The following is a 23170-nucleotide window of genomic DNA, read 5'->3' as shown; positions in this document are numbered from 1 at the left end:
TAACCAACCCGTCCCACGAGACTTTATTGAGCATCCTTCCACGCATGGTAGCGCGTGAAAGCAAACTCTAAGAGATAGTCAGATGACTACTTGGCTTCTGGAGCCTCTTCAGCAGCAGCTTCAGCTGGTGCCTCGGTTGCTGCTTCAGCTGGTGCTTCGGTTGCAGCTTCGGCAGGAGCCTCGGCCTTTGCCTTCTCGCCTTCGAGCAGCTCGCGCTCCCACTCGGCCATTGGCTCTGCAGCGCCCTCGGTCTTGCCGGCAGCCTTGTTGTTCTTGGCGATGAGGCCTTCAGCAACAGCGTCTGCGACAACGCGGGTGAGCAGGTTGACGGAGCGGATGGCGTCGTCGTTACCTGGGATTGGGAACGTAACTTCGTCCGGATCGCAGTTGGTGTCCAAGATGGCCACAACTGGGATACCCAGCTTCTGAGCTTCGTCGATAGCCAAGTGTTCCTTCTTGGTGTCAACGATCCAGATAGCGGAAGGGGTACGGGTCAGGTTACGGATACCACCGAGGTTGTTCTGCAGCTTGGTCAGCTCGCGCTTGAGCAGCAGAAGTTCCTTCTTGGTGTGGCCCGAACCGGCAACGTCCTCGAAGTTGATCTCTTCCAGTTCCTTCATGCGCTGAACGCGCTTGGAGACGGTCTGGAAGTTGGTCAGCATACCGCCGAGCCAGCGCTGGTTCACGTATGGCTGGCCAACGCGGTTAGCCTGCTCGGCGATGGATTCCTGAGCCTGCTTCTTGGTACCGACGAACAGAACGGTGCCACCGTGGGCGACGGTCTGCTTGACGAACTCGTAGGCACGGTCAATGAACGACAGCGACTGCTGCAGGTCAATGATGTAGATGCCGTTGCGCTCGGTCAGAATGAAGCGCTTCATCTTTGGGTTCCAGCGACGGGTCTGGTGGCCGAAGTGGACGCCGCTGTTAAGCAGCTCTCGCATGGTTACGACTGGCATGTCGCAACTCCTCTCAGCAGTGGCGGACCGGACGCATGCGCGTCCGCGGTAACTGCTCTTAGTTGTTTGGGTTGTACGCAGATCCCCGTTTTGGTTATCTGCCCTAGTGCGCGGCCCGGACTGCTTGACAGTCCGCGCAAGTCCACCGATTCTCTCGGACCACTGGAACTTGCGCCCACTTCCTGTAAAGGTCGTGGAACCTCGCACGCGAAGTCAATCTCTTGACTGGTGCACCAATTTTGGACACACCTATGACAAGAAACTGCAGTTCCAAGTGTACTACACCGACCCCGTCCGGCTGACAGAGATCCTTGGTGATCTAGCGCCTATAAACTCATCCCGGAAGTTACCCACAAACGGCCATCGATCCGAGGTCTAGCCAGATTCGGCCGCGCATGCTGAATAGATGAATTCGAAACACCTCCTGCTGCTGACCCAAGCACTGCTAGTGCTGTCATTGATTCCTCCGGGAGCCCACGCACAGCCAGTGGATTCCCTCGCGCAACCAACCGCTGCGGCCGTGTGGCGTTGGCCGTTGACCGGTGAGCCGAAGGTCCTGAATGCCTTTGATAAGCCGGCCGAAAAATGGTCGGCCGGTCATCGTGGCGTGGATCTTGCCGCAGCAGAAGGCGCCCAAGTGATTGCCCCGAATCGTGGACGCATCACCTTCACCGGGGTGGTCGTGGACCGTCCCGTGCTGGTTATTGACCACGGCTACGGCTTTAAGACGAGCCTGGAACCGGTAACCAGTGAGCTGCAGGTGGGCAGCTGGGTTGAGCCCGGCGCCAAACTCGGGTTCGTGGCGGTGGGGGCGCACTGCACCGGCCGATGCATTCACTGGGGCGTGCGACTGGACGGAGAATATATTGATCCAGCGCTCTTGATCGAGGACTTGCGCCCGTCAATCCTATTGCCGCTGAACGACTGAACTTGCGGATTCGCTCGGCTCATGGCCGACATAGCAAAAAGGAAAGCCACCGAGTGACTTGTTTCCACAAGTCGCTCGGTGGCTTTTACCGTAGGGCGTGCCGGACTTGAACCGGCGACCAAGGAATTATGAGTTCCCTGCTCTAACCAACTGAGCTAACGCCCCACTATGAGAATTACCGCCACAGCGGTAACCACACTCGAAATATTCTAGGGCATGACCAGCCAAAATCTCGATTCGAGGTCGCGGTGGTGTCCTCACGCTCTAATGCTGGTTGACGCTTTGACCGCGGTATAGCGCTTCGAAGGAATTCATGGTCTTCTCCTGCGCATGATTCATGACCTTGCGATGGCCAGCTTCGCCCAGTCGTTCGCGGGCCTGCTGGTCCATGCTCAGCACCGTATCAAGCTTCTGCGCCAGGTCTTCGCGGTTCCCGGGTTCAAACATGTAGCCGTTCACCCCCACATCGACAAGATGCGGCAGTGCCATCGCATTGGCGAGCACCACAGGCTTCGATGCGGAGAGCGCCTCCAACGTCACCAGAGACTGCAATTCGGCGGTGCCCGGCTGACAGAATACGTCGCAGCGCAGGTACGCAAGGCGAAGCTCCTCGGTAGTGACGTGGCCTAGGAACCGAACTCGATCGCTCAATCCCTGCTCGTGGGCAATACGCTCCAGGGGTGCGCGCTGTTCACCGCCTCCGACTACTTCGAGGACTGCGTCGGGAACCTGCTTCATGATGGCCAACGCCTCGATCAGTTCATTGACGTTCTTCTCAACAGCTAAACGGCCAACAAAAAGAATCGTCGGCGCTTCGTTGCGAACTATCTCTTCGCCCTCAGCCAACTCATAATTTCCGGCTTCAATGCCATTGGACAGCGGCAAAACCTTGGTCAGTCGTGCATAGTCTTTCATGGCTTTGGCCGCCAGAGGGGTGGGCGTGGTAACCGCGTCGGCCTTGCCGAAGATCTTTCCCATATCGCGCCAGGAGTTACGCGCGACAATTTTCTTGAACCACTTCGGGAATGGCAAGAACGGGTCGAGGTTCTCGGGCATGAAGTGATTTGTTGCGACCGAGCGCACACCGTGCTTCCGTGCGTAGGCAATCGTCTGCTGGCCGATCATATAGTGGCTCTGCGCGTGCACCACATCCGGCTTGATATCAGCCAGGAGCTTATTGATCTGTGAGTTAACTTCCCAAGGAAAAACGATCCGGAAGTACTCGTGGGTTGGTACGGCGTGGGATTGCAGGCGATGCACAATCGCCTCCGGACGAACTTCGGTGAAGGTCTTGCCGTTCTCCCCGCGTACCGCCAAGACGTGCACGCGATGCCCACGCTCTTTCATGGCGGTGGCCAAGCGATAACAGAACATGGCCGCGCCATTGATATCCGGCAGGTAGGTATCGGCGGCGATGACGATCGTCAGCGGTTTTTCCTCGGCCACGTATTGTCCTTGTTCGATCAACATATTGTCTTGTGAGAAGTACTTAGCTATTTCTATGTGTCATGGCTAGACAGGGTTTTTAAATGCCGCGCCTTGGCTTTGCGATCCAGAACCACCGGATGATGACGAGACAGCGCCACCACGCCAACGATCGCAAGCACCCCGGCCAGCGCCATGGCCACAGCCAGCATGGCAGGCACATCCGGACGAAGCTCACCCAGGATCGTAATGCCTATGGCGATGCCGACAATCGGGTCAATTACCGTCAGTCCTGCGATAACCAAGTCCGGCGGTCCCTTTGAATAGGCGTTTTGCACAAAATATGAACCAAGCAGCCCCGCCACCACCACAGCTGCTAGAGCAAGCCATGGCACCGATGACCAGAATTGGCTGCCCAAGTGCAGCACATCGATTGCGACGGTACGTACCAGCACCGCTACGAAGCCAAAGAGCACACCGGCCCCTACGATGTAGAAGATAGCCCCGAGTTTCCGGTGGAAAAACAGTGCAGTGATTCCGATCATTGCGATAACACACGCCAGAATCACCTCGATCAGCAACTCCTCGGAGTTGCTGACCTGATGCTGATCACCGGTAACGTTGATTGCCATCAGTACGAACGTGGCCGAGCCAACCATACAAGCGGCGATCGCGAGTACCGTCGGAAGATTCATCGTGAGCTTGTGTTCGCGCGCATTGACCACCGTGGTCACCACCAGCGCGATGGCGCCAATTGGCTGTACGACGGTCAGCGGGGCGCTGGCCAATGCGAAGACATTGAGCACCATGCCAAGCCCGAGCAGCAGCAAACCACTCATCCACCGGCCATTGCCCATCAGCTTGCCAATATTGCCGAGGGTGACATCCAAACCACCGGCGGCAGACTTTACGGCGCTCGATTGGAAGTGCGCGCCGAAGGCAAGGCAAAAGGCACCGCATAGTGCCGCTGCAATAGCGATCCAAACCATGTCAGTGCCTTTCCCACTAGTTCCTTGTATTCCGAGAGGCCATGCTGCGCGGTTGCGTGATATCGCCGCGCCACCTCATCGGTTCAAGAACCTAGGAGCGCTTGACCAGCTTACGAATGATCGCAACGAGAGCCCCGGCCGACGCTGCAATGATCGCAAAAGGCTTAGCCTTCTCCACCCGTTCTTGTCCTGCACGATCAGCTTCGCTGTTCTCACCATTGTTCACCGACGGGGTGACGAAACTACGTGCCTTGGCAGCAGCGTTAGTCACCGAGTCTCCGGCGTTTTCGGCAAACTGGCGTGCTTTGTCGATTTTGGCTTTGGGTCCTAGAACGCTCTGACCCAAGTTGTCGCGCAACGCCTGTATCTGGCGGCGGCGACGCTTTGTGCGAAGTACCAATTCATCCGCGCTAGGAGCCGGAGGTTTAGGTTCCTTCTTCTTGTCCTTTGCGGACTCTTCGGATTCGTCCTTCTTGCGCATTGGCTCATCCAAGGTGCTGACGTCGAAGTTGCTGCCGTCCTTGATCACACCGATATCGTGGCGCAGGCCGCGAATCGCTGCTTCTGGAGTCAGCGGCAAGGCTTTCTTAACCTTGAGATAAATAACAAGGGCAAGAATTGCTGCCACCAGCAGGAAGAAACCTGCGACGATCAGTGCAGCTGCCCAGCCCTGGAACCAGATAGCCAACACGTTCACCAAGGTGACAACCACTGCAACTACAAACAGCGAAACTACTACAAGTGCGCCCGCCGCAAGTCCGGCGGCCACACCCAAACTGATGCCCTTGCTCTTGAGCAAGGTGGTTCCTAGCTTGATCTCGTCCGAGAGCTGCTGCGGGACAAGCTCCTTGAGTCCATCGACTTGCGCCTTGGCACTCTTGACGCTCGACTTCAGGCTTTCATCTGCTTGCATCGAATCAGCTTCAGACATGGTTTCTCCATATTCTCGATCGCTCGGCAACCGGTGTTTCCACGCTAGCACTCCGGTTACCGCCTACGTATCAGTCTTCAGGCGTAAACCCCACAGCTAAATCTCATGCCACGGGTGTAACTGTTAACGATTTGAAAGTCTATCGTCTATCCACTTGAGCTTATAGGAAGCGACCGCATCAATATGCATGCCCCGTAGTTCACATCCTGTTCATCAGTTACCTGCCGACTAATCGTGTCCGAGGCCCGTCAATACCTCACCGACCAGAAATCCGATTCGCTCTCAAGGATCAGTTTTATATAGTCCATGCTGACTACCCGAACCTCTAGCCGTCCGCCGCGTCTCAAAACGCACCGGAGCGAACACGCGATTACCTAATAAATATCCTAGCCAGAGCCCAACTCGCGACGCTATCAGGGTTTCCCCTGAAGATCGCGCAGATATCCCGAAGTCCAATGGGTGAAGCTTTAATGAATAAGGCCCCAACCGCGTCATGCGGTTGGGGCCTTAAGAAAGCTCCTCCAACTGGACTTGAACCAGTAACCCTTCGATTAACAGTCGAATGCTCTGCCAATTGAGCTATGGAGGAATACAACGAGTAATACCTTAGCATCGGCCAAATGACGTTTTCAAATCGACTACACGCTGCGTCCAGAACAACGTGCCCAGTTAATTTTAATAGCCCAAAAAAGAGGATCGTAGTGACTGCCGGCCGACCAATCTCAACATGGAGCCTTGACACTGTCGAACCAATAATTCGAATCTGCTATGTCAGCGTACTGACTGGAGCAGATCGAATTCCCGACGACGTGCCATGACCTCGTCTGGGTCCCACCCGAGACCGGGGACCGAAGAAATCAGCAGCTTGGTGTAGTCGTGCTGCGGATTCTGCAACACGTCTGACACTATCCCCTGCTCGATGGGATCCCCTCGATACATGACCATCACCTTGTCACTGACCTCCTGGATGACTGCTAGATCATGGCTAACAAAGAGCAACGCGATGCCGCGCTCCGCGCGGATCTCGTTGAGCACCTGAAGAATCTGTGCCTGCACCGACACGTCCAGTGCCGACACGGCCTCGTCGAGGACCAACAGCTTCGGGCTGCTGGCCAACGCGCGGGCAATGGCCAGACGTTGGCGTTGGCCGCCACTGAGTTGATGCGGGAAGGAAGACAGAAGTCGCGGTTCAAGACGCACAGAGTTCATGAGCTCTGTGATTGCCCGCTGCAGCTCGTCGCCGCGCAGGGGCGATTGCAACTTCAGCGCCTGGCCCAAACACTGGCTCACCGACAGCCTGCGGTCCAGGGATCCATACGGATCTTGGAACACCATCTGAATTTCTGCGGCCCGTTCCTTTCGCCCCGCGGCACCCCGCCGATTGAGTGCGCGGTCGCGGCCAGCAATTTCAACGCTACCGGAATCCGGAGTCTCCAAGCCCACGAGCATACGTGCCACCGTGGTCTTGCCGGACCCGGATTCACCCACCAGTCCCAGGGATTCCCCCGGCGCCAAGTCGAAAGAGACCTTGTTCGCAGCCACCACGGCGGGGCGCCCCTTGCCCATGTCGAAGCTCTTACAAAGCTCCCGAACGACGATACTCACAGTCTTTGTCCCTTCAAGCTCGGAACTGCCGACAACAATTCCCTGGTGTATTCCTCACGCGCGGCGGCAAATAGGTTATTGCCTTCCAGCTCCTCGACGATGCGACCCTTGAACATGACATAGACCCGGTCACAATAGGCGGCGGCCAGGTGCAGGTCGTGGGTAATGAAGAGCATGCCCAAACCTCGTGAGCGTTGGGCCTCGCGCAGCACCGATAGCACCTCAGCCTGAGTGGTGACGTCCAAGGCACTGGTAGCCTCGTCGGCCAGGATCAACTGAGGTTCGCTGCTGAGCGCCGCAGCTATCACCACACGCTGGAGCATGCCGCCGGAGAACTCATGCGGGTATTGGCGCATGCGTTTCTCCGGCTGGGTCAGCCCCACGGCGCGCAGCAGCTCCGTGCCCTTGGCGCGTGCGGCGAACTTGTCCACGCCCAGCACGTGGACCAGGCGTTCGGTCAGCGAGTCACCGATGCGCCGCACCGGGTTCAAGCTGCCCCGCGGATCCTGGTGAATCATGGCCACCTCCCGGGAACGCACCGAGTGGAGTGCATCCTCCCCGCAGGTAAGCACGTTCTCGCCATTGACGTTGACGGTGCCGGTACATGAGGCCGACTGGGGGTACAGCCGAAGGGCCGCCCTGACGGTGGTCGACTTGCCGGAGCCGGACTCCCCTACCAGGCCAACCACCTCGCCGCGTTCCACGTGCAGATCCACCCCGTGCAGCACGCGAGTGCTGCCTCCGGGCGTGGCGAAATCCAGTTGCAGGTTCTTGATCTCCAGGAGCATTGTCTTCCTTATGGCTTCTTGACGTTGAGCTGGTCCGAGAGTCGGACGCCGACGATGTTCACCGCGACGACGACGGCGGCAATGACCAAGCCCGGGGCGAGCGTTGGCCAGAGATGGCCCTGGATAATCCCGGCCTGGCCCTCCTGGACCATGAGCCCCCATTCGGAGCTTGGCGGTTGGGCACCGAAGCCGAGGAAGCTCAGCGTGGCGAGGCTCATTAGGCCCTCTCCGAAGAGCACCACCAGGTAGCCCAGTAAGGCCGGGGACATGTTGGGGATCAGGTAGCGCAGGCAGATCATCGGCGCGCTCACGCCTTGGATCCTGTAGGCGTCGATGTAGGGGCGGGAAAGTTCGGCCAGCGCAATACTGCGAGTGAACTTCGCGATCACCGGCGCGTAGGCAAGCGCCAGGGCCAGGATCGCGGTGGCCGGCCCCTTGCCAAAGACGGCGATGACCAGCACCACGAAGAGCAGCCCGGGGAAGGCAAACATCACGTCGGTGATGCGGGCCAGCAGCGTATCGACCCATCCGCCGTGCCAGGCCGCGAGCGTGCCGATCAACACCCCGAGCACCGTGGCCAGGGCGAGCAGCAGCAGCGGTCCGATCAGGCTTTCGCGCGCCCCGAAGAGCACTCGGGAGAAGATGTCCCGGCCCAATTGGTCGGTGCCGAACAGGTGCCCGGCCCCGGGCGAGGTCCAAATGGCCGAGAAGTCGATCTCGTCCGGGGCATACGGTGCGATCCAGGGCGCGAGGACCGCTCCCAGGATCACCAGGACCAGAAATCCCAGGCAGGTGTTGAAGGCCGCACCATACCCCTTGGTGCGTTTCCGCGGCGCATTGATCAGGGTCGTTGAGGTGCTCATGGTTTCCCCGTTCTGGCACGGATCCGTGGATCCAATAGTGGGTGGACGATGTCCACCAGCGTGGTCACCAGCATGTAGGCGACGATCATGTAGAGCAGCACCGCCTGCACGACGGCAAAGTCATGGGTGTTTATGGCGTCGACCAGCAGCGCGCCGACGCCGCTGATCCCGAAGACCCCCTCGATCACCACGGTGCCGGCGAGCATGCTCGCCACCACCAGGGCGACCATGGTGATCACCGGACCCCAGGCGTTGCGCAGTACATGCCGCACCACCAGCTTGCGTTCCGCCAGCCCGAAGCTGCGGGCCGCCTCGACGTGGTCTGCGTCCAACTGTTCGATCATCGACTGCCGGGTCACCCGGCTGACGATGGCCAGCGCCCCGATGGACAGGGAGACCGCGGGAAGGAACAAGTGGTGCAGCCGTCCGGCGATTCCGTCCCCGGCCCCGGTGACCGGGAACCAGCCCAAGGTGACGGAGAACAAGTAGACCAGCAGCAAGCCGGTCACGAAGGAGGGGATCGATGCTGCAAGCGTCGTCGAGCCGGTGATCGCCGAGTCGACCCGCGAGCCACGGCGGATCGCCGAAACGATGCCAAGCCCGATGCCCAGGATGATGAACAGCACCGAGGCATAGCCAACCAGCCACAGCGTGTTGGGCAACCGGGTGGCCATCAAGTCCGACACCGGCTGCAGGTAGTGGAACGAGGTCCCGAAGTCGCCGGTGAACGCGTGGGTGAGCCACAGCCAGTACTGGACAAGCACCGGCTGGTCGAGGTTGTACTGGGCGCGCACGGCCGCGATTCGTTCCGGGGTGATGCCCTCGGGGTTGCCGATCAGGAAGGTGACCGGATCCCCCGGGGCCGCGTGCATGGCCATGAAGATGATGAACGACCCGGCCAGCAGGGTCACCAGCATACCTGCCAGCCGGCCAATAATGCGTTTCATGTGAGGCTACTTTCCCGCCGCCGCGCCAAGGTCGGCGGCCCACGGGTAGTAGATGAAGGCGGCCGACGAGGGGGCGCCGGTGACTTCGGCATTCAGCGCCACCGTCGCGGGGGTCTGAACCACCGGAACCCAGACCATGGCTTCGGTCCAGCGCGCTTCCAGCTCGATGGAGAGCTTGGCGCGCGCCGCGTCGTCGGTGGTTGCCTTGGCCTTGGCCACCAGTGCGTCGTAGGCCGGATCGGAGAATCCGACATAGTTCACCCGGGCGGTGCTCTCGCCGTTCTTGTAGAAGCCCACCGGGTCGTTCTTGGAGATGTAGTACTCATCGGAGAAGAAGTCGGCACTGGTGCGCAGGGTCTCGTCCGAATAGAAGTCGCCGTATTGCTGTGGCGGGACGGTGATGATCTTTGCGCTCAGGCCGATGCTTTGGGCGGCCGCGACCAGGGCGTTGGACACCACGTTGCGAACCGAGCTGCCGTCGCTGGCAATGACCAACTCGCCGTTGGGGAATGCGGAGGATGCAACGAGCTGCTTGGCCGCGGCAATGTCTGCCTCGCTCGGTTTGGCGGGCGCGCCCTCAAGCGCGTCGTAGGCGGTTTCGAACGTCTCGCGTTCATAACCCCAGGAGCCCGGGCCCACGGGGGTCTTCCAGGGTTCGGCCAGTGATCCGAATGCGGCGGTGGCGATGCCTTGCCGGTCGAGCACCAGGGACAGCGCCTTGCGGATGTTCGCATCCTTCAGGATCCCGCGTTCGGTGGCAATCAGCGACCAGACGTTGGTGGCCGGCCCCTGGGACACGGCGACATTGTCCTTGCCCTGCAGCGGAACGGCTGCGGCCGGCGAGTCCAGGTAGGCGCCTTGGGCTTCCCCGCTGATCAACGCGTTCACCACAGCATTTTCGTCTGCCCACCGGAAAGTTAGGGTTTCGGTCTTCGCGGCCTTGGCCGGGTTCCAGTATTCGACGGCCTGGTTCAGAACGACCTCGCTGCCGGACTTCCAGCTGCCAAGCTCATAGGGGCCGCTGCAGGCATCGGAGCCGCTCGGGCCGCCAAAAGCCTCGCCCTGAGCTTCGAGGGCCTTGCGGTTGTAGATGATGCCACCGTTGCCTGCCATCGCCTGGATGAAGATGGCGTCTTCGTCCAGCATGTGGGCAGTGACCTCGTGCGATCCGGTCTTCTCCAGCGATTTCACGTTGGCGTATTCGTCCGATTCCTCGGCGCCCTCGGCCATGTGGCGTTTCATGCTATAAAGCACGTCATCGGCGGTCATCGGGGTTCCATCGTGGAACGTCACGTCCTTGCGGAGCGTGAACACGACCGTGGCTTTGTCCACCCATTCGGCCTTTTGCGCCAGATGGCCGGAAATACTCAGGTCCGGCTGGAGCTGCATGAGACGCTCACAGATATTGGCCAGCACGGTACTGGCGCTGGTGGCACTGTCGGCGTCGGGATCCAGCGTGCTCGGTTCCTTCGAGAGCATCCACACTGCCTTGGCCAGGTCCCCGGTTGCAGGTGTGGTGGTGGGCCCGAAGCTCACTTCGACCTCGGGCACCGCCGTGGGGCCTCCGGCTCCGGAGCAGGCGCTGAGGCCGAGAGCAAGGGCGGCGAGCAGCGCCGGAATGGTGCGGCGTCCGGCGCTACGGCGAAGTGGACTGTTCATGATGCGTTCTCCTTCGTGGTTCCCATTGCGATTGAGTTGCGGCTGCCCGGGCCATCAAGGACGTTCCAGGGAAGAATTTGGTAGTCATTGGTGCAGGGGTTGCCCGGGGCAATGAAGTACTCGCCTGTGGTCAAGTCGATGCAGCTGGAGAGCAGCGTCGACCACTGGCGGACTTCGGGACGGCGCACATCCGGGTGGGTGCACACCGACTCCGGGTAGCCCAGATGATCAGACATGGCTTGATGAATCAGCTGGCGTGCCTGCTGGCTGTCCGTGGCCATGCGTACCTGGCTCAAGCCCGCTTCTGTGCGCGGTACCCGGAAGAGGGAGTCCACCGAGACCGGCTGGTAGCTCTCAGCCAGCTGGGCGGGGATGAATGCCTGGTAGTGGTTTCCGTGCACGAGCAGCCCGTTCGTGGGATACATCCAGCCACTGCGCCCCGGGGTGGTTTCCACGTCAATGGCAAATCCGTCCGCGAAAGTGAGTAACGCGTTGGAGGCGATGTGAGTCTTGGTGCGCACCAGCGTGTTCAGGGCGTCGGCGAATTCGCTCTGATTCAGCACCATACGGCGGATGAAGGTCTGCGGTAGCCCCAAGGCAGTGCCGAATCGGCCACCCAACCCATTGGCGTTCAGCGCAATGCCCGCGCTATTGGCCCCGTGCCGGCCGATCTGCCCGGCCTCCACCTGCATGATCAGCGTTGGCAGCGGGTCCTGAACAACGCGCAGGATCAGCACCGTGTCCCGAGTGCCATGGCGCCAATCCCAGTTTTGTCCAGCGTAGACGTGCCCGTCTCCGCTGGCAGAATCCAGCAGCGCAAAGCTCGTGCAACCCTCAACTTCATCTTCGTCCGGGGCGGGCAGAGCCGCCGCGTCGTAGATGACCTCCCCTCGCAGGTTCAACAACAGGATGTCAAGCATCTGGACCCCGGCGCCCTCGGCAATCCCGGCGATCTCCTCCATGATCTCCGGAGCCTTCTCGGCGCACAGTGGCACCCAAGCCGCCGCCCGTTCACGCATCCCCTCCCAACTGCGTCCGAGTTGTTGGTCAAAGGCCTCCGTGTAGAAGGAAATGGCCTTCGTGATTAGGTCGGCAGCTCCTTGTCCGTATTGCCTACCCCGTTCTCGCGGGGTTCCCGAAATCTCTAGGGTGCGAAGTTTCAACTGTTCCATTGAAGGTGTTCCTTATTGGCGCGAATGCCCGTTGCCGTTGGTGCCGCTCCCATAAACAGATGTATTGTCTGTTACAAGAAGGGAAGTGCTTGAAATGAACGATACAACAAAATCTGGTGATGTAACAGACATTACGGAGAATCCAGGCTTGTTAGTTTTACAGCAGCGGGTCCGCGACCACTGGGAAGAACTATCAAGGGCCGAACGTTCGGTGGCCCAACTACTAGTGCGCACCACTGCCGAGCGGCTGCTCTACGCCGGGGCGCAAGACCTTGGCGCAGAGAGCCGAACCAGCAACGCCACGGTGGTGCGCACCATCCAGTCACTCGGATACAGCGGTCTCTCCGAACTCAAACAGCAGGTCGCGGCGCCGTTCTCCGCCGCGGTCTCCCCCGAGATTCGGGCACGCCAACGGATCAAGAGTATCGGAGGGAACATTGAGGAGGTCTGGCGCAGCGTGAACACGGAGGCCTCGGAACGCTTGGAACTGGCTTTCGCCGAATCCTCCATCGAACCAATGACGCGCGCCGTGCACTTGGCGCTGGCGGCCCCGCGGGTAATCACCTATGGCGTCGGAGCCTCGGGATTGGCAGCGGAGCATCTTGCTCTCAAGCTCAATCGCATCGGGCTTCCCTCCCATTTCATATCCGCCAGTGGCTTTCAACTGGCCGACCAACTGCTGATGATCAGCGCCGAGGACGCAGTGATGGTTTTCGCCCCTGGGCGAATGCTTGCCGACCTTCGCGTATTGCTCCAACGCGCTCGCGACGTAGGAGCAAAAGTCGTACTGATTAGCGACGAACTACAAGAGGAACTCAGCGGCGAGGTCGAGGTCTGCCTGCACGCTCCACATACCCCGACGGGACTCACCGCAGAAGCGCTGACCTCCCTGTTGGTGGCCGACGTTCTAGTCCAGACAATTTCCGCTATGGAGCAAACCCGAACGGTACAGACCAAACACGAACTTACTGTCCTGCGTCACGCCTTGGCCCATTAACGAGCTTTTCATGGGGTTTCGGATGAACGCTGGCTCCACGGCATTACACAGATCGGCGGATCGTCGTGTTTTCGGTAACGCCAAGAACCTATGGGCCGCCGACCAGGGTACTGGTTCCATCGCCCGGCTACTGGCTGTAGTTCACTTCGGGGGTCCATCGTGACATGGTGGATTGCGCCGCGAGGTACCGGTTCACCAGCGTTCGCGCAGGTGCGCTGCCCCTACCACGGACGGCTCAATAGGGTAGGTTCTCCAGCTGATTCCCGTGCACGTTGGCTTCTTTCTTTCAGCGTGCAAATCCGCATGCCAAAATCTCCATGCTCACTCGTTACACCAGAGAATGAGGCCGCCTACGTTTTTACGGTCCAACGGTCCGTGACAGCTCCCACTTAGTCCGCAGTACTCTCGAATCATGAAGTTCACGGTCGGTTCTTTGACGGTGTCCATATAGGCTCCGGAAGCCGTATCAATAATTGAAGAACTCAACGGACAGTTAACGAAACCGAAGACGAGCTAGTTGCCCGCCTCCGGCCCCAGTTTCTAAACTAGCGAATTGGCTGCGATGTCAAGACGCTGCTAAATCCGCCGCACGGCCCTCAATTCCTCACAGGTTATGAGCCACACCCCCATTACCTCTGGATTTAGGGTTGCCGCGGATCGCTTGGCTCCCAATGAGTTGAGTGACCCTTCGCGAGCGATCAGCAGTTGGTGTTGGGCTTTTTGTATCCGCCTGTCGATTATTGATTACCTGTTGATGCATCCAGACTGAAATAAAAGAAGCTGAAGTGATGCGCCCTAATACCTCGTCCCCGCTGTCATGCGGAGATTGATTCGCCTGACGAGGGAGTGGAAGCAGCGGATTTGCTCATAGTGGTGGCAGTTATCACCGCTCCTGCAAAGGCGAGGATGGCGGCACCGATGAAGGCCGCCGAATACCCCCGCGTCAGATCCACCGCGGACGGTTCGGCACCGGAGATACCGTAAACGATTGCCGTGAGGGCTGCGAGGCCGAGGGCCGATCCGATCTGGTAGCTGGTACTCACCAACCCGGAGGCAACACCCGTTTCGACGGGCGGTGCGGCATTGATCGCGGTACCAAGTGAGGGGACGAACGCCAATGACATCCCGAGGGCCGCCAGCAGCGATGCCGGTAGAACGTCTGTGGCATAGTTTCCGTCCGGTTGCATCAAGGAGAGCCACATGAGTCCGGCCGCCAGCACGAGCAGCCCGGTGACAATCAGCGCCTTGGCACCGAACCGGGCTTGAAGCCGTGGCGCCAACGCGACCATGACGAGCACGACCAGGCCGGTCATCGGCAGGAGCGCGGCACCAGCAGCGAAAGCGGTAGCACCAAGCACCTGCTGTAGATACAGATTCAGGAAGAACCACATGGATACCCATGCCGCACCCAGCAGGAGCTGTGCGCCATTGGCCGCCCCGAGGAGCGGCGTGCGAAGCAGTCCGAGGCGCAGCAGGGGGTTGCGACTTCTTGCCTGAATCACGAAGAAAATAGCCAAAAGGACGAGGCCTCCGGCCAGGACGCCGAGAGTAGGCGCGGTAAGCCACCCCACTTCTGGGGCATTCACAATAGCGTAGACGGTCGCAGCAAGCCCGCCAGTCACGGTGGATGCCCCGGCGATGTCAATTGATCCCGACGCCTTCCTCGCGGTTCGAGGAAGCACCGTTGCGGTGAATGCCAGCACGAAGACCGCGATCGGAATGGTGACATAGAAAACCCAGGGCCAGCTCGCGTATTCGGTCAGCACTCCGCCGAGGAAGACGCCGGCGGTGCCCCCGATTGGTGCCGCAGCTCCGTAGACCGCGAAGGCCTTAGGAAGCTCGGCAGTGCCGCCAAAGAGCATCATGAGCAGAGTCAGCGCCGCCGGCGCGATCAGGGCAGATCCGGCACCCTGAACGGCGCGGCCTGCGATCTCAAGCTCAATGCTGGTGGCTGCTCCAGCCATCAGCGATCCTGCGATCAATACGAGCCAGCCCAACACAAAGACCTTCCGCGCTCCGAAGGCATCCGCAAGACGACCCCCAAGTAAGAGCAAGCCGCCGAATGCCACTACGTAGGCGTTGAATACCCATGATAGGGACTCCGGGGTGAAACCGAGATCTCGTTGCATGTCGGGCAGGGCGACGCCAATGATCGAAGTGTCCATGATGACTACGAACTGGGCCGTGGCGATCAGTGCTCAGCCGAACCATCGCTTTGCTGGCGATGGTGGTGGGTGGACAGACATGTGAGTTCCTCCTGAAAGATTCCAGGATATATCCGGTATGGATACAATCTATACCCATAGGGGGTATGGGTATAAGGTATACCCATAGGGGGGTATATCTGTCAATTAAGCACACCGAGACGTCATCACGACCGGTCATACGGCAGGAGAAAGGCCCGATGGCTGACCTCAAATGACAGCTAACGCTCTTCATAGGGCAAACAACATCGAATTTCCGGAAACCTCACCCAAGGAGACCTAATGAGAGAGTCCACAGAACTCTTCGGCGCATCTAATTTGCTGACGAAACGCATTGAGACCGTTGGCTTCGATTGGCACCAAGCCGAACACTCCGTTGCGAATCGGCTGGACGCAGCTGGAATCAGTGGCGCGAACGCCAATATTGATCGGGACATGCCGCGTGACACGGCCGTGCGGTGGCGCCAAGGAGAACGACGGCGAATCAGCAACTTACTCCAGTCAGGGAGCGCGCGGTACGGATCCTCCGCGCATTTCCAGTTGTTCCAAGATCTGAAGCGAAAGGTCGCGATTTAGCATGACTGACGCACATCGACCGGACATTTCGAAAACTTACAACCAAAGGCCAAGGCGACGCGCGCGAGTTGCCCTGTCCGGCCGAGTACGAGTAACCGGCGCCCTACTGCTAGTTGGCCTGCTCTGGGGAAGTTCGTTCCCCTTGATTGCCATTGCCGCTCCGGCATTCGGAGCCGTCGGAACGACCCATGGTCGCTTCATCGTCGCAGCGTTGGCGCTTACGCTTATGACTGCTGCCAGCAAAGCAACTTGGCACGCAGTCGGCCGGCGGTTCCCTGCATTCCTACTGTTAGCGGCCCTTAATGTCGCGGCTCCACTCACGCTTGTCGCAACGGCAATCGTTGGACTCAACGCGTCGATGGCGTCGATCTTGAACGCCACAACACCAATGTTCACGGTATTCGTTGCCGCTTTCTGGCTTAGGCAAAGGGTCACTCGACGCCAGATGGTAGGTGTCATAACTGGCATTGTCGGTGTATCGATGCTCGTGGGAGGAGCTCCGTTGCAGGTCGATAGCCGCGCACTGGTGGCGGTTGGAGCCTCCTTGACAGCGGCTCTGCTATACGCTGTGGGCGGCGTCTACGCCCGAAAGTCATTTCTCGGCACTCCTCCCATGACACTCGCCCTCGGCCAGCAACTTGCCGCTGCAACACTTCTGGTCCCACTTACCGCCATCGCACCCCCGATTGGCCCAATCACTGGCGGTCCGCTAATTGCCGTCCTTGCGCTGGGCCTCGGAGCTACCGCCGCGGGCTATTTGGTCTATTTCTGGGTTATTCGCCAAGCTGGGCCGGTGACTGCATCGACCGTTGCGCTTCTGGTTCCCATTTCGGCCTCCACCATAGGCGTGCTGTGGCTGGACGAGCCCGTGACCTTCGGACTCATTGGCGGACTTTTCATCATTCTTGCCGGAGTTGGCCTGCTCCTGGAGCGTCCGTCTGCGCGCCCTCGCGTGGATACAGTTGCAAATATCAATGATACGAACGAAAACAGACGTGGCAAGAACCACCATGAAACACGTGAGCGTCGGAAGTGAAGGACCCTCTTGCATCAATTGGTTTCGTGACCGCCGACCCTACTCGTTTTCGCGGAAAATAACTCCTTCTCCAACTAGGCCAGTGAGGAAGCTTGTTCCTGATTGACGCCGACGGCTGCGCCCAGCAACCCAACGCAATTTTTGAGACCGTCGTGGCGCGTAATAGTTCTGTAAACGCACAGGCATTGACCCACCAGAAGGACCATTCGCGTGCCCGGGTGCCGAACAACGGATCGATACTAAAAAACACCCCGTATTCATCTGAAGATGAATACGGGGTGTTCACTTGGCTCCTCCAACTGGACTTGAACCAGTAACCCTTCGATTAACAGTCGAATGCTCTGCCAATTGAGCTATGGAGGAAAGCTACGAGAACTACTTTAGCACTAGCCAAGTACTGTTTTGAAATCAGGGATTCAACTCGCGCGCAAGGCATGCAGCTACCCGACCCGAGAGTCGGCGATTCCTTTCAAATCCAAGTCGAAACCTATTTTGGCGAACGGCGCGAGTTCTCAATCGCGTACTGCGCCAGTTCAACTAATTGCCGGGCCGAGGCATCCCACGAATATTGGCCGGCACGAACAAGCGCACGGTCCGCATATTCTCTCCAGACATCCCGGTCCGAGAGCTTCTGCACCTGTTGCGCGAAGGCTTCCGCGCTATCGGGGTCCGCAAAAAGGGCCGCATCTTGGGCCACTTCTCGGAAGATCGGCATGTCGGTGACTACCACCGGAGTGCCCGCACTCATCGCTTCCACCAGCGGAAGCCCATATCCTTCTTCACGCGACAGGGTCACCAAGGCGGTGCACGAAGCCAGCAAGCGGGCATACTCTTCGTCGCTCACTCCCCCATGGAATACCACCTTGGCGTTGTGCGGAATTTCAGCTTCCAACTCGGCGCGACGCTGCTGGCTGATGCCGCTGAGCAGGTGCAACTCGTAATCGGGCAGCAGCCGCATGGCCCGGATCAACGTCTCGACGTTTTTATATTCCATAAATGATCCCATGTAGAGCAGCGTGTTCTTCGCGGTCGCTCGCAGATCGCGGCTTGCGCTCTCGCGCGACGGAGCATTGGATACCAAGCCGATATGTCGCTTAGTGAGCCTGTGCTTGCGCATCAGATCCGCGGTGGTTTGTGAAACGGTAGCTACCGCGTCGGCACGGTTCAGCAGAATTCGTTGCGGGAAGTAGACCTGGTGGAACAGGAACCAGCCCCAGCGGATGGGCGCGGGCAAGAATTTCGGGGCATGCGGGTGCGCATAGTAAATCAGATCGTGCAGGGTGAGAATGACCGGGAATTTTCGCCCCAGCGTGCCCATGGTTTGCATCGGGGAGAACACCACATCTGGCTGCAGCTTATTGATCTGCAGCGCCACCAACGGTTCAAGGACGCTCGTGGGGGCAGAAATCTTGAGGTGCGGAACATCTGGCAGCAGGTCCAACTGCCGCAGATCGTTGATCAGCATCGTCACGTCGGCGATCTTGGCCGTTGCTTCGATGAGTCCCGCGGTATAGCGGCTGATTCCGTCGTGATGGGTGACCCGGGTATATCGGGCATCGATGACGAGTTTCACGAGCGTGGAAGCCTTCGTTTGGGGAGCTGGTTTTCCAAGCTTATCGTTTAAGGTCACCGAGTCTGACCTGCGCTCAAAAGTGCCTTTCGCGGGCGCACCATGAGGTATGCGATGAGCCCGGCGGCAACGGCCAGCGGCCACAGCCCCAGCGCAGCCGGAATGCCGAAGGCCGAACCGATGGCGCCGCCGGCAAGGCTTCCCAACGGTATCGCGCCGAAAGTGAACAATCGGCGAGCGCTGCTCACCCTGCCCAAGAGCTGCTCCGGCGTAATTTCTGCAACCCACGCCGAGACGGCGATGTTGAAAACAATCACCACGATCCCCCACGCCACTGCTTGCACACCGAGCAGAATCATGGAAACCAACGGGGCAGTGAATGCGGCGATAAAAACCATGGAGGCCAAGAAAAATTGACTGAGCAATGTCACCGTCGTCAGCCGAGCCGTTGAAAACCGAGTGGCAATGCGTGTGGCCAGCGCGGCGCCTAGCAGCCCACCGGCACCGCCAAGTCCGGCAAAAATGCCAAATCCTTGGGCACCGAATCCTAGATAATTCACGATGAACAACGCTTCTACCGCGGAGCCTAGCGCGAGCCCGAAGTTTGAGCACATGACCGCAACGGTGACCGCAATCAGAATCCGGTTTGTGCGCAGGTATTTCAGCCCGGAAAGCCAGCGGGTATCGTGTTTTTCTTCCTCAGTACCGGGACTTTGATTTCCTTGCGACCCTGGCTTGCGTGGGAGCCTGACCAGATAGGCGAACCCCAGGGCCAGCATGGCTAGAACCACGACGACCGCCAGAAGGGTTGACGCTCCGAAGATGACGAAGCTGGTGCCCGCGACAACAGGGATGATAATCGCCAGCGACTGATCCGCGGCGGTGAGTTTAGCGATCAGCCGACTCATCGAGGTTGCGCGTTTCGCGCCGGTGTTCGTGTTCAATTGCGGGACGGCCGAGACTTGTGCAGTCTCTGCTACGACATTGCAGACGCCCAGCAGCGTGACCAGCAGGAATCCGTAGCCGATGTTCAGGGTCCCGGTGAAGGTCAACAGCAAGAGGCAACCGGCCAGCACGAGCTTGGCGGCAAGCCCAATGCGCAGCAACCGCAGAGGCCGGTAACGGTCAATCAGGTATCCGATGGGAATTGTGGCGACGAGGAATGCGGCGGAACCCAAGGTGTTGAGCAGGCCCATTTGCCAGGCGCTTGCACCAAGTGCGGTGACGAAGATGAGGTCCACGGTGAAGTCCGCCAGGTTTCTGCCGGCTGCGTCGCTGGCATTTGAATAAAGGAAACGTCGCTCACCACGCAAAATCGTTTCCATTACGCTCCATGAAAATTGTCAGAAAGGTCACACCGAGGCCTCACGGCAACGCTACCTCATCGCGAACCGAGTCGACCAGCATTTCTCCTTGTCGACCGGCAATCTTGCGTGTTTGAGCGGCGAAATTTGGCGAGATTCCCATCTTCGTCTCGCGCCCAAGATTCGCTGCGATTTCGACTCCTTGAGCATCTTCAAATGGTTCCCCGCGGATCGTCATATCCGCAAAGGGCTTGCAATACGTTACCTAGTTGTGATGTTACTAGTTCGCGGTTAGGGAAGACTAACCAAATACTTAATTCACCATGTGAGGAGTATCCGTGGGAACCTCTCTTGAGACCCTGCACATCCCCCTGTTTGACTCGCAGCTTTTTGATGACTCATTGCTGTGCTCGGGCACCTTAGATCATTATGAGTCCGAGGCCCGAGAGGCACTGTTGCGGGTCACCGATCAGCTAGCCGCCGTCGAATCACCCACCACCGGCCCCTCGCCGGAGGATCTGCAAGGCCTGGTCGATGCCATCGACCTCGACTCACCGCTTGGGAGCAACGCCGAGTCTTTTGACGAGCTGAAAAAGATCTACCTGCGTGACGCCGTCTATTTCCATCACCCGAAATACGCCGCGCATCTCAATTGCCCGGTGGTAATTCCTGCGGTGGCCGCCGAAGCATTCGTCACCAGCCTGAACACCTCAATGGATACCTTTGACCAGAGCGCCGGGGCCACGCTCATTGAGCGTCGCCTCACCGCGTGGACCGCGCAGCTCATTGGATTCCCGCAACTCGCCGCGGATGGCATCTTCACCTCCGGTGGCACCCAGTCCAATCTGCAAGCCATGTTGATCGCCCGCAACGCCGCGGTGTCGAAAACCTCCGGCTCCTTGCCTCAGCGGCTGCAGAACCTGCGCATCTATACCTCACAAGATGCCCACTTCAGTATCTCTAACGCAGCGATGATGCTGGGGCTGGGGCATGAGGCCGCCGTCGGCATTGAAACCGACGGCCACCACCGGATGGACGCCGACAAGTTACGCGAGCAGATTGCCCGCGATATCAATCGTGGATTGGTTCCGATGGCGATCTCGGCGACCGCGGGAACCACCGATTTCGGGGCCATCGATCCGCTGGGACCCATAGCTGCCCTGGCCAATGAGGTCGGCGCATGGTTCCACGTCGACGCCGCATATGGCGGTGGACTGCTGCTTTCCTCCTCGCACCGCGAACGGCTGTCGGGCATAGAGCTTGCAGACTCGGTGACCGTGGACTTCCACAAGTCCTTCTTCCAGCCAATAGGTTCCAGCGCCTTGATCCTGCGCGAGGCAGATTCCTTCGAATCCATTGTCCACTACGCCGAATACCTGAACCCGAAGTCCCAAGCCCAGCAGACCCCCAACCAGGTCGACAAGTCGCTGCAGACCACTCGGCGCTTCGATGCGCTGAAGCTTTGGGTTACCCTCCGCACACTTGGGGCGGTGCGTCTGGGTGCCATGTTCGACCGGGTGATCGAACTCGCCGAATCCCTCGAGGCCGAGGTCTCTCTCCGGCCGCAGCTGGAGCTGGCGGCCCCGGTGCAACTGAGCACCTTGGTCTTCAGCTTCAAAGATCCCGGCAGCCACCTGAATTGCTCCGAAATGAATGAACTGACTAACCAGATTCGCCAGCGGCTCTACCGCACCGGCGAAGCGATGATCGCTGCCACCACCGTGGACGGTCAGCGCGTGCTCAAGCTGACCTTGCTGAACCCGAATACCACCATGAAAGACCTGACCGAGATACTCGACGCAATTTGCCGCGTCGGCAATGACTTGCTGCTCGAACGCTTAGAAGGAGCTCGCGCATGAACCGTGGATTAGCCCAGGAGCACTTTGATGTGATCGCCATTGGCGCTGGCCCCTTCAATCTAGGGTTCGCTGCCCTCACCGACCCGCTCCCGGAGTTGAAGGTCGCGGTGCTGGAGGCCAGCGACAACTTCGTGTGGCACCCGGGCATGATGCTGGACGGCGCGCACCTGCAGGTGCCCTTCATGGCAGATCTTGTCACGCTCGCAGATCCCACCAACAAGTTTTCCTTCCTGAACTATCTGAAGGAAAAGGGGCGAATCTACCCGTTCTACATCCGCGAAAACTTCTACGCGCTGCGCAACGAATACAGCGACTATCTAGCGTGGGCTGCGCAACTGCTGCCCAGTGTCCGCTTCGGACATCGCGTACTTTCTGCCGAATTTGCGGACGGCGCCTACCAGCTTTCGGTGCTCACCGATCGAGGCCTGACCCATTTCAGCGCGGACAAGCTGGTGCTCGGCACCGGTTCCCAGCCCTATCTCCCGGACTTTGTCGACGAGCAGTTGCTGTCCACGAGCTCGGTGACCCATTCCTCCGAGTACCTGCATTCACGGCAGAGCATCATTGAGCCAAAGGCCGAGCAGACGCCCAAGGTCGTCACGGTGCTGGGCAGTGGACAGAGCGCCGCGGAAATCTTCCTCGACCTGCTGCGCAACCTGCCGGAACAAGACCATTTGGTATGGGCGACACGCTCCGAGCGTTTCTTCCCGCTGGAGTATACGAAGCTGACCTTGGAAATGACTTCGCCAGACTATATAGACCACTTCCATGCCCAGCCGATCTCGGAGCGCGACGCGCTGTCCAAGGCGCAAAAAGGCCTGTACAAGGGCATCAATGCCGACCTGATCGATGAAATACATGAAGAGCTCTACCAGCGCAGCGTGACTTCTCCGGCCCCCATTCACCTGCGCACAGGATGCGCCGCAACAGCCGTGGCCCCTCAGGACGGAGCGATCCTTGTCGAGCTGCACCACGAACGGGAAAAGGAGAATCTCGCATTCCTCACCGACGCGCTGGTCCTTGCCACTGGCTACCGCAACGGCACACCAGACTTCCTCGAAGGCCTCGAAGACCGAATCACCCGCCTGCCCGACGGCCGCCTGGACGTGGACCGCAACTACTCGGTAGGCACGAACCACGACATCTTCGTGCAAAACGCTGAACTGCACACGCACGGATTCACCGCCCCGGATCTCGGCATGGGCGCCTACAGGAATTCGGTACTCATCAACCGCATTGCCGGGCGCGAGGTCTACCGAGTCGAGGAGCGCATCTCCTTCCAACGGTTCGGTGCCGCATCGCTGGAGAACTTGCCAACTTCCCAACCGCAGCCAATCTCGGCCCAAGACTAGGAGCCC

The 23170-nt window shown here is 59.3% G+C and carries 18 protein-coding genes and 3 tRNA genes; 5 read left to right on the top strand and 16 right to left on the bottom strand.

Annotated elements, in window-relative coordinates; translation table 11 throughout:
- Positions 1-86 precede the first annotated feature (86 nt).
- Positions 87-959 carry a 30S ribosomal protein S2 gene (gene rpsB / locus ACT3UQ_RS14130; RefSeq protein WP_105553724.1) on the bottom strand — a complete coding sequence of 291 codons (873 nt, stop codon included), beginning with the start codon at positions 957-959 and terminating at the stop codon, positions 87-89.
- A gap of 406 nt (positions 960-1365) precedes the next feature.
- Between rpsB and ACT3UQ_RS14125 the strand changes: the two genes are divergently transcribed.
- Positions 1366-1887, top strand: coding sequence for a M23 family metallopeptidase (locus ACT3UQ_RS14125; RefSeq protein WP_105569929.1), 522 nt, complete (start codon positions 1366-1368; stop codon positions 1885-1887).
- Positions 1888-1978: 91 nt separating this feature from the next.
- Here the strand turns inward: ACT3UQ_RS14125 and ACT3UQ_RS14120 are convergent.
- The 11 genes from ACT3UQ_RS14120 to ACT3UQ_RS14070 form a co-directional block, all read right to left on the bottom strand.
- Positions 1979-2052, bottom strand: a tRNA-Ile gene (locus ACT3UQ_RS14120).
- Positions 2053-2151: 99 nt separating this feature from the next.
- The gene (locus ACT3UQ_RS14115) at positions 2152-3333 is read right to left on the bottom strand and encodes a glycosyltransferase (protein WP_374954793.1); all 1182 of its coding nucleotides are present in this window, start codon (positions 3331-3333) and stop codon (positions 2152-2154) included.
- Between the two features lie 53 nt (positions 3334-3386).
- On the bottom strand, positions 3387-4301 hold the full coding sequence (locus ACT3UQ_RS14110) for a DMT family transporter (protein WP_105553727.1): 915 nt from the start codon (positions 4299-4301) through the stop codon (positions 3387-3389).
- Between the two features lie 91 nt (positions 4302-4392).
- Positions 4393-5232 carry a phage holin family protein gene (locus ACT3UQ_RS14105; protein WP_096287370.1) on the bottom strand — a complete coding sequence of 280 codons (840 nt, stop codon included), beginning with the start codon at positions 5230-5232 and terminating at the stop codon, positions 4393-4395.
- 516 nt (positions 5233-5748) lie between these two features.
- A tRNA-Asn gene (locus ACT3UQ_RS14100) sits at positions 5749-5821 on the bottom strand.
- A 182-nt stretch (positions 5822-6003) separates the two neighbouring features.
- A complete protein-coding gene (locus tag ACT3UQ_RS14095; protein WP_255248476.1) occupies positions 6004-6837 on the bottom strand; it encodes an ABC transporter ATP-binding protein in 834 nt (277 codons plus the stop codon).
- Positions 6834-7625 carry an ABC transporter ATP-binding protein gene (locus ACT3UQ_RS14090; RefSeq protein ID WP_105569927.1) on the bottom strand — a complete coding sequence of 264 codons (792 nt, stop codon included), beginning with the start codon at positions 7623-7625 and terminating at the stop codon, positions 6834-6836. The genes ACT3UQ_RS14095 and ACT3UQ_RS14090 overlap by 4 nt, the downstream gene beginning before the upstream one ends.
- 8 nt (positions 7626-7633) lie before the next feature.
- On the bottom strand, positions 7634-8488 hold the full coding sequence (locus tag ACT3UQ_RS14085; protein WP_096287376.1) for an ABC transporter permease: 855 nt from the start codon (positions 8486-8488) through the stop codon (positions 7634-7636).
- Complete coding sequence (locus ACT3UQ_RS14080; RefSeq protein ID WP_096287378.1) at positions 8485-9435, bottom strand: ABC transporter permease; 951 nt, start codon at positions 9433-9435, stop codon at positions 8485-8487. Before ACT3UQ_RS14080 ends, ACT3UQ_RS14085 begins: the two co-directional genes overlap by 4 nt.
- Positions 9436-9441: 6 nt before the next feature.
- A complete protein-coding gene (locus tag ACT3UQ_RS14075; protein WP_096287380.1) occupies positions 9442-11094 on the bottom strand; it encodes an ABC transporter substrate-binding protein in 1653 nt (550 codons plus the stop codon).
- Entirely contained in the window at positions 11091-12266 is a 1176-nt protein-coding gene (locus tag ACT3UQ_RS14070; RefSeq protein WP_105569924.1) for a C45 family autoproteolytic acyltransferase/hydolase, read from the bottom strand. The genes ACT3UQ_RS14075 and ACT3UQ_RS14070 overlap by 4 nt, the downstream gene beginning before the upstream one ends.
- Positions 12267-12414: 148 nt before the next feature.
- Here ACT3UQ_RS14070 and ACT3UQ_RS14065 point away from each other — a divergent pair, with 148 nt between their 5' ends.
- Positions 12415-13263, top strand: a complete 849-nt coding sequence (locus tag ACT3UQ_RS14065) for a MurR/RpiR family transcriptional regulator (RefSeq protein ID WP_219844278.1) — start codon at positions 12415-12417, stop codon at positions 13261-13263.
- Between the two features lie 815 nt (positions 13264-14078).
- On the opposite strand, the gene ACT3UQ_RS14060 is transcribed toward ACT3UQ_RS14065, so the two are convergent.
- Positions 14079-15455, bottom strand: a complete 1377-nt coding sequence (locus ACT3UQ_RS14060; protein WP_444637348.1) for an MFS transporter — start codon at positions 15453-15455, stop codon at positions 14079-14081.
- A 589-nt stretch (positions 15456-16044) separates the two neighbouring features.
- Between ACT3UQ_RS14060 and ACT3UQ_RS14055 the strand changes: the two genes are divergently transcribed.
- The gene (locus ACT3UQ_RS14055) at positions 16045-17079 is read left to right on the top strand and encodes a DMT family transporter (RefSeq protein ID WP_096287390.1); all 1035 of its coding nucleotides are present in this window, start codon (positions 16045-16047) and stop codon (positions 17077-17079) included.
- Positions 17080-17366: 287 nt separating this feature from the next.
- Here ACT3UQ_RS14055 and ACT3UQ_RS14050 read toward each other — a convergent pair.
- The 3 genes from ACT3UQ_RS14050 to ACT3UQ_RS14040 form a co-directional block, all read right to left on the bottom strand.
- Positions 17367-17442: transfer RNA gene (locus tag ACT3UQ_RS14050), tRNA-Asn, on the bottom strand.
- Between the two features lie 124 nt (positions 17443-17566).
- Positions 17567-18652, bottom strand: coding sequence for a glycosyltransferase family 4 protein (locus ACT3UQ_RS14045; protein WP_105649317.1), 1086 nt, complete (start codon positions 18650-18652; stop codon positions 17567-17569).
- A 53-nt stretch (positions 18653-18705) separates the two neighbouring features.
- Entirely contained in the window at positions 18706-19974 is a 1269-nt protein-coding gene (locus tag ACT3UQ_RS14040; protein WP_444637345.1) for an MFS transporter, read from the bottom strand.
- Between the two features lie 317 nt (positions 19975-20291).
- Between ACT3UQ_RS14040 and ACT3UQ_RS14035 the strand changes: the two genes are divergently transcribed.
- Positions 20292-21812 (top strand): pyridoxal phosphate-dependent decarboxylase family protein, encoded by a 1521-nt coding sequence (locus ACT3UQ_RS14035; RefSeq protein WP_105569920.1) that lies wholly within the window; start codon positions 20292-20294, stop codon positions 21810-21812.
- A complete protein-coding gene (locus ACT3UQ_RS14030; RefSeq protein WP_444637343.1) occupies positions 21809-23164 on the top strand; it encodes a lysine N(6)-hydroxylase/L-ornithine N(5)-oxygenase family protein in 1356 nt (451 codons plus the stop codon). Before ACT3UQ_RS14035 ends, ACT3UQ_RS14030 begins: the two co-directional genes overlap by 4 nt.
- Positions 23165-23170: the final 6 nt, after the last annotated feature.

This window comes from Glutamicibacter sp. AOP12-B1-11 (assembly GCF_052379245.1).
Lineage (GTDB): Bacteria > Actinomycetota > Actinomycetes > Actinomycetales > Micrococcaceae > Glutamicibacter.
Note: the sequence above shows the minus strand (reverse complement) of the source record. Positions and strands in the feature narration are given on the sequence as shown.

Excerpts from the sequence above, each read along its gene's own strand:
- ACT3UQ_RS14125 (WP_105569929.1), top strand. The coding sequence starts at position 1,366 with ATGAATTCGAAACACCTCCTGCTGCTGACCCAAGCACTGCTAGTGCTG.
- ACT3UQ_RS14075 (WP_096287380.1), bottom strand. The coding sequence starts at position 11,094 with ATGAACAGTCCACTTCGCCGTAGCGCCGGACGCCGCACCATTCCGGCG.
- ACT3UQ_RS14040 (WP_444637345.1), bottom strand. The coding sequence starts at position 19,974 with ATGGAAACGATTTTGCGTGGTGAGCGACGTTTCCTTTATTCAAATGCC.
- ACT3UQ_RS14105 (WP_096287370.1), bottom strand. The coding sequence starts at position 5,232 with ATGTCTGAAGCTGATTCGATGCAAGCAGATGAAAGCCTGAAGTCGAGC.
- rpsB (WP_105553724.1), bottom strand. The coding sequence starts at position 959 with ATGCCAGTCGTAACCATGCGAGAGCTGCTTAACAGCGGCGTCCACTTC.
- ACT3UQ_RS14090 (WP_105569927.1), bottom strand. The coding sequence starts at position 7,625 with ATGCTCCTGGAGATCAAGAACCTGCAACTGGATTTCGCCACGCCCGGA.
- ACT3UQ_RS14080 (WP_096287378.1), bottom strand. The coding sequence starts at position 9,435 with ATGAAACGCATTATTGGCCGGCTGGCAGGTATGCTGGTGACCCTGCTG.
- ACT3UQ_RS14070 (WP_105569924.1), bottom strand. The coding sequence starts at position 12,266 with ATGGAACAGTTGAAACTTCGCACCCTAGAGATTTCGGGAACCCCGCGA.
- ACT3UQ_RS14055 (WP_096287390.1), top strand. The coding sequence starts at position 16,045 with ATGACTGACGCACATCGACCGGACATTTCGAAAACTTACAACCAAAGG.
- ACT3UQ_RS14030 (WP_444637343.1), top strand. The coding sequence starts at position 21,809 with ATGAACCGTGGATTAGCCCAGGAGCACTTTGATGTGATCGCCATTGGC.
- ACT3UQ_RS14085 (WP_096287376.1), bottom strand. The coding sequence starts at position 8,488 with ATGAGCACCTCAACGACCCTGATCAATGCGCCGCGGAAACGCACCAAG.
- ACT3UQ_RS14110 (WP_105553727.1), bottom strand. The coding sequence starts at position 4,301 with ATGGTTTGGATCGCTATTGCAGCGGCACTATGCGGTGCCTTTTGCCTT.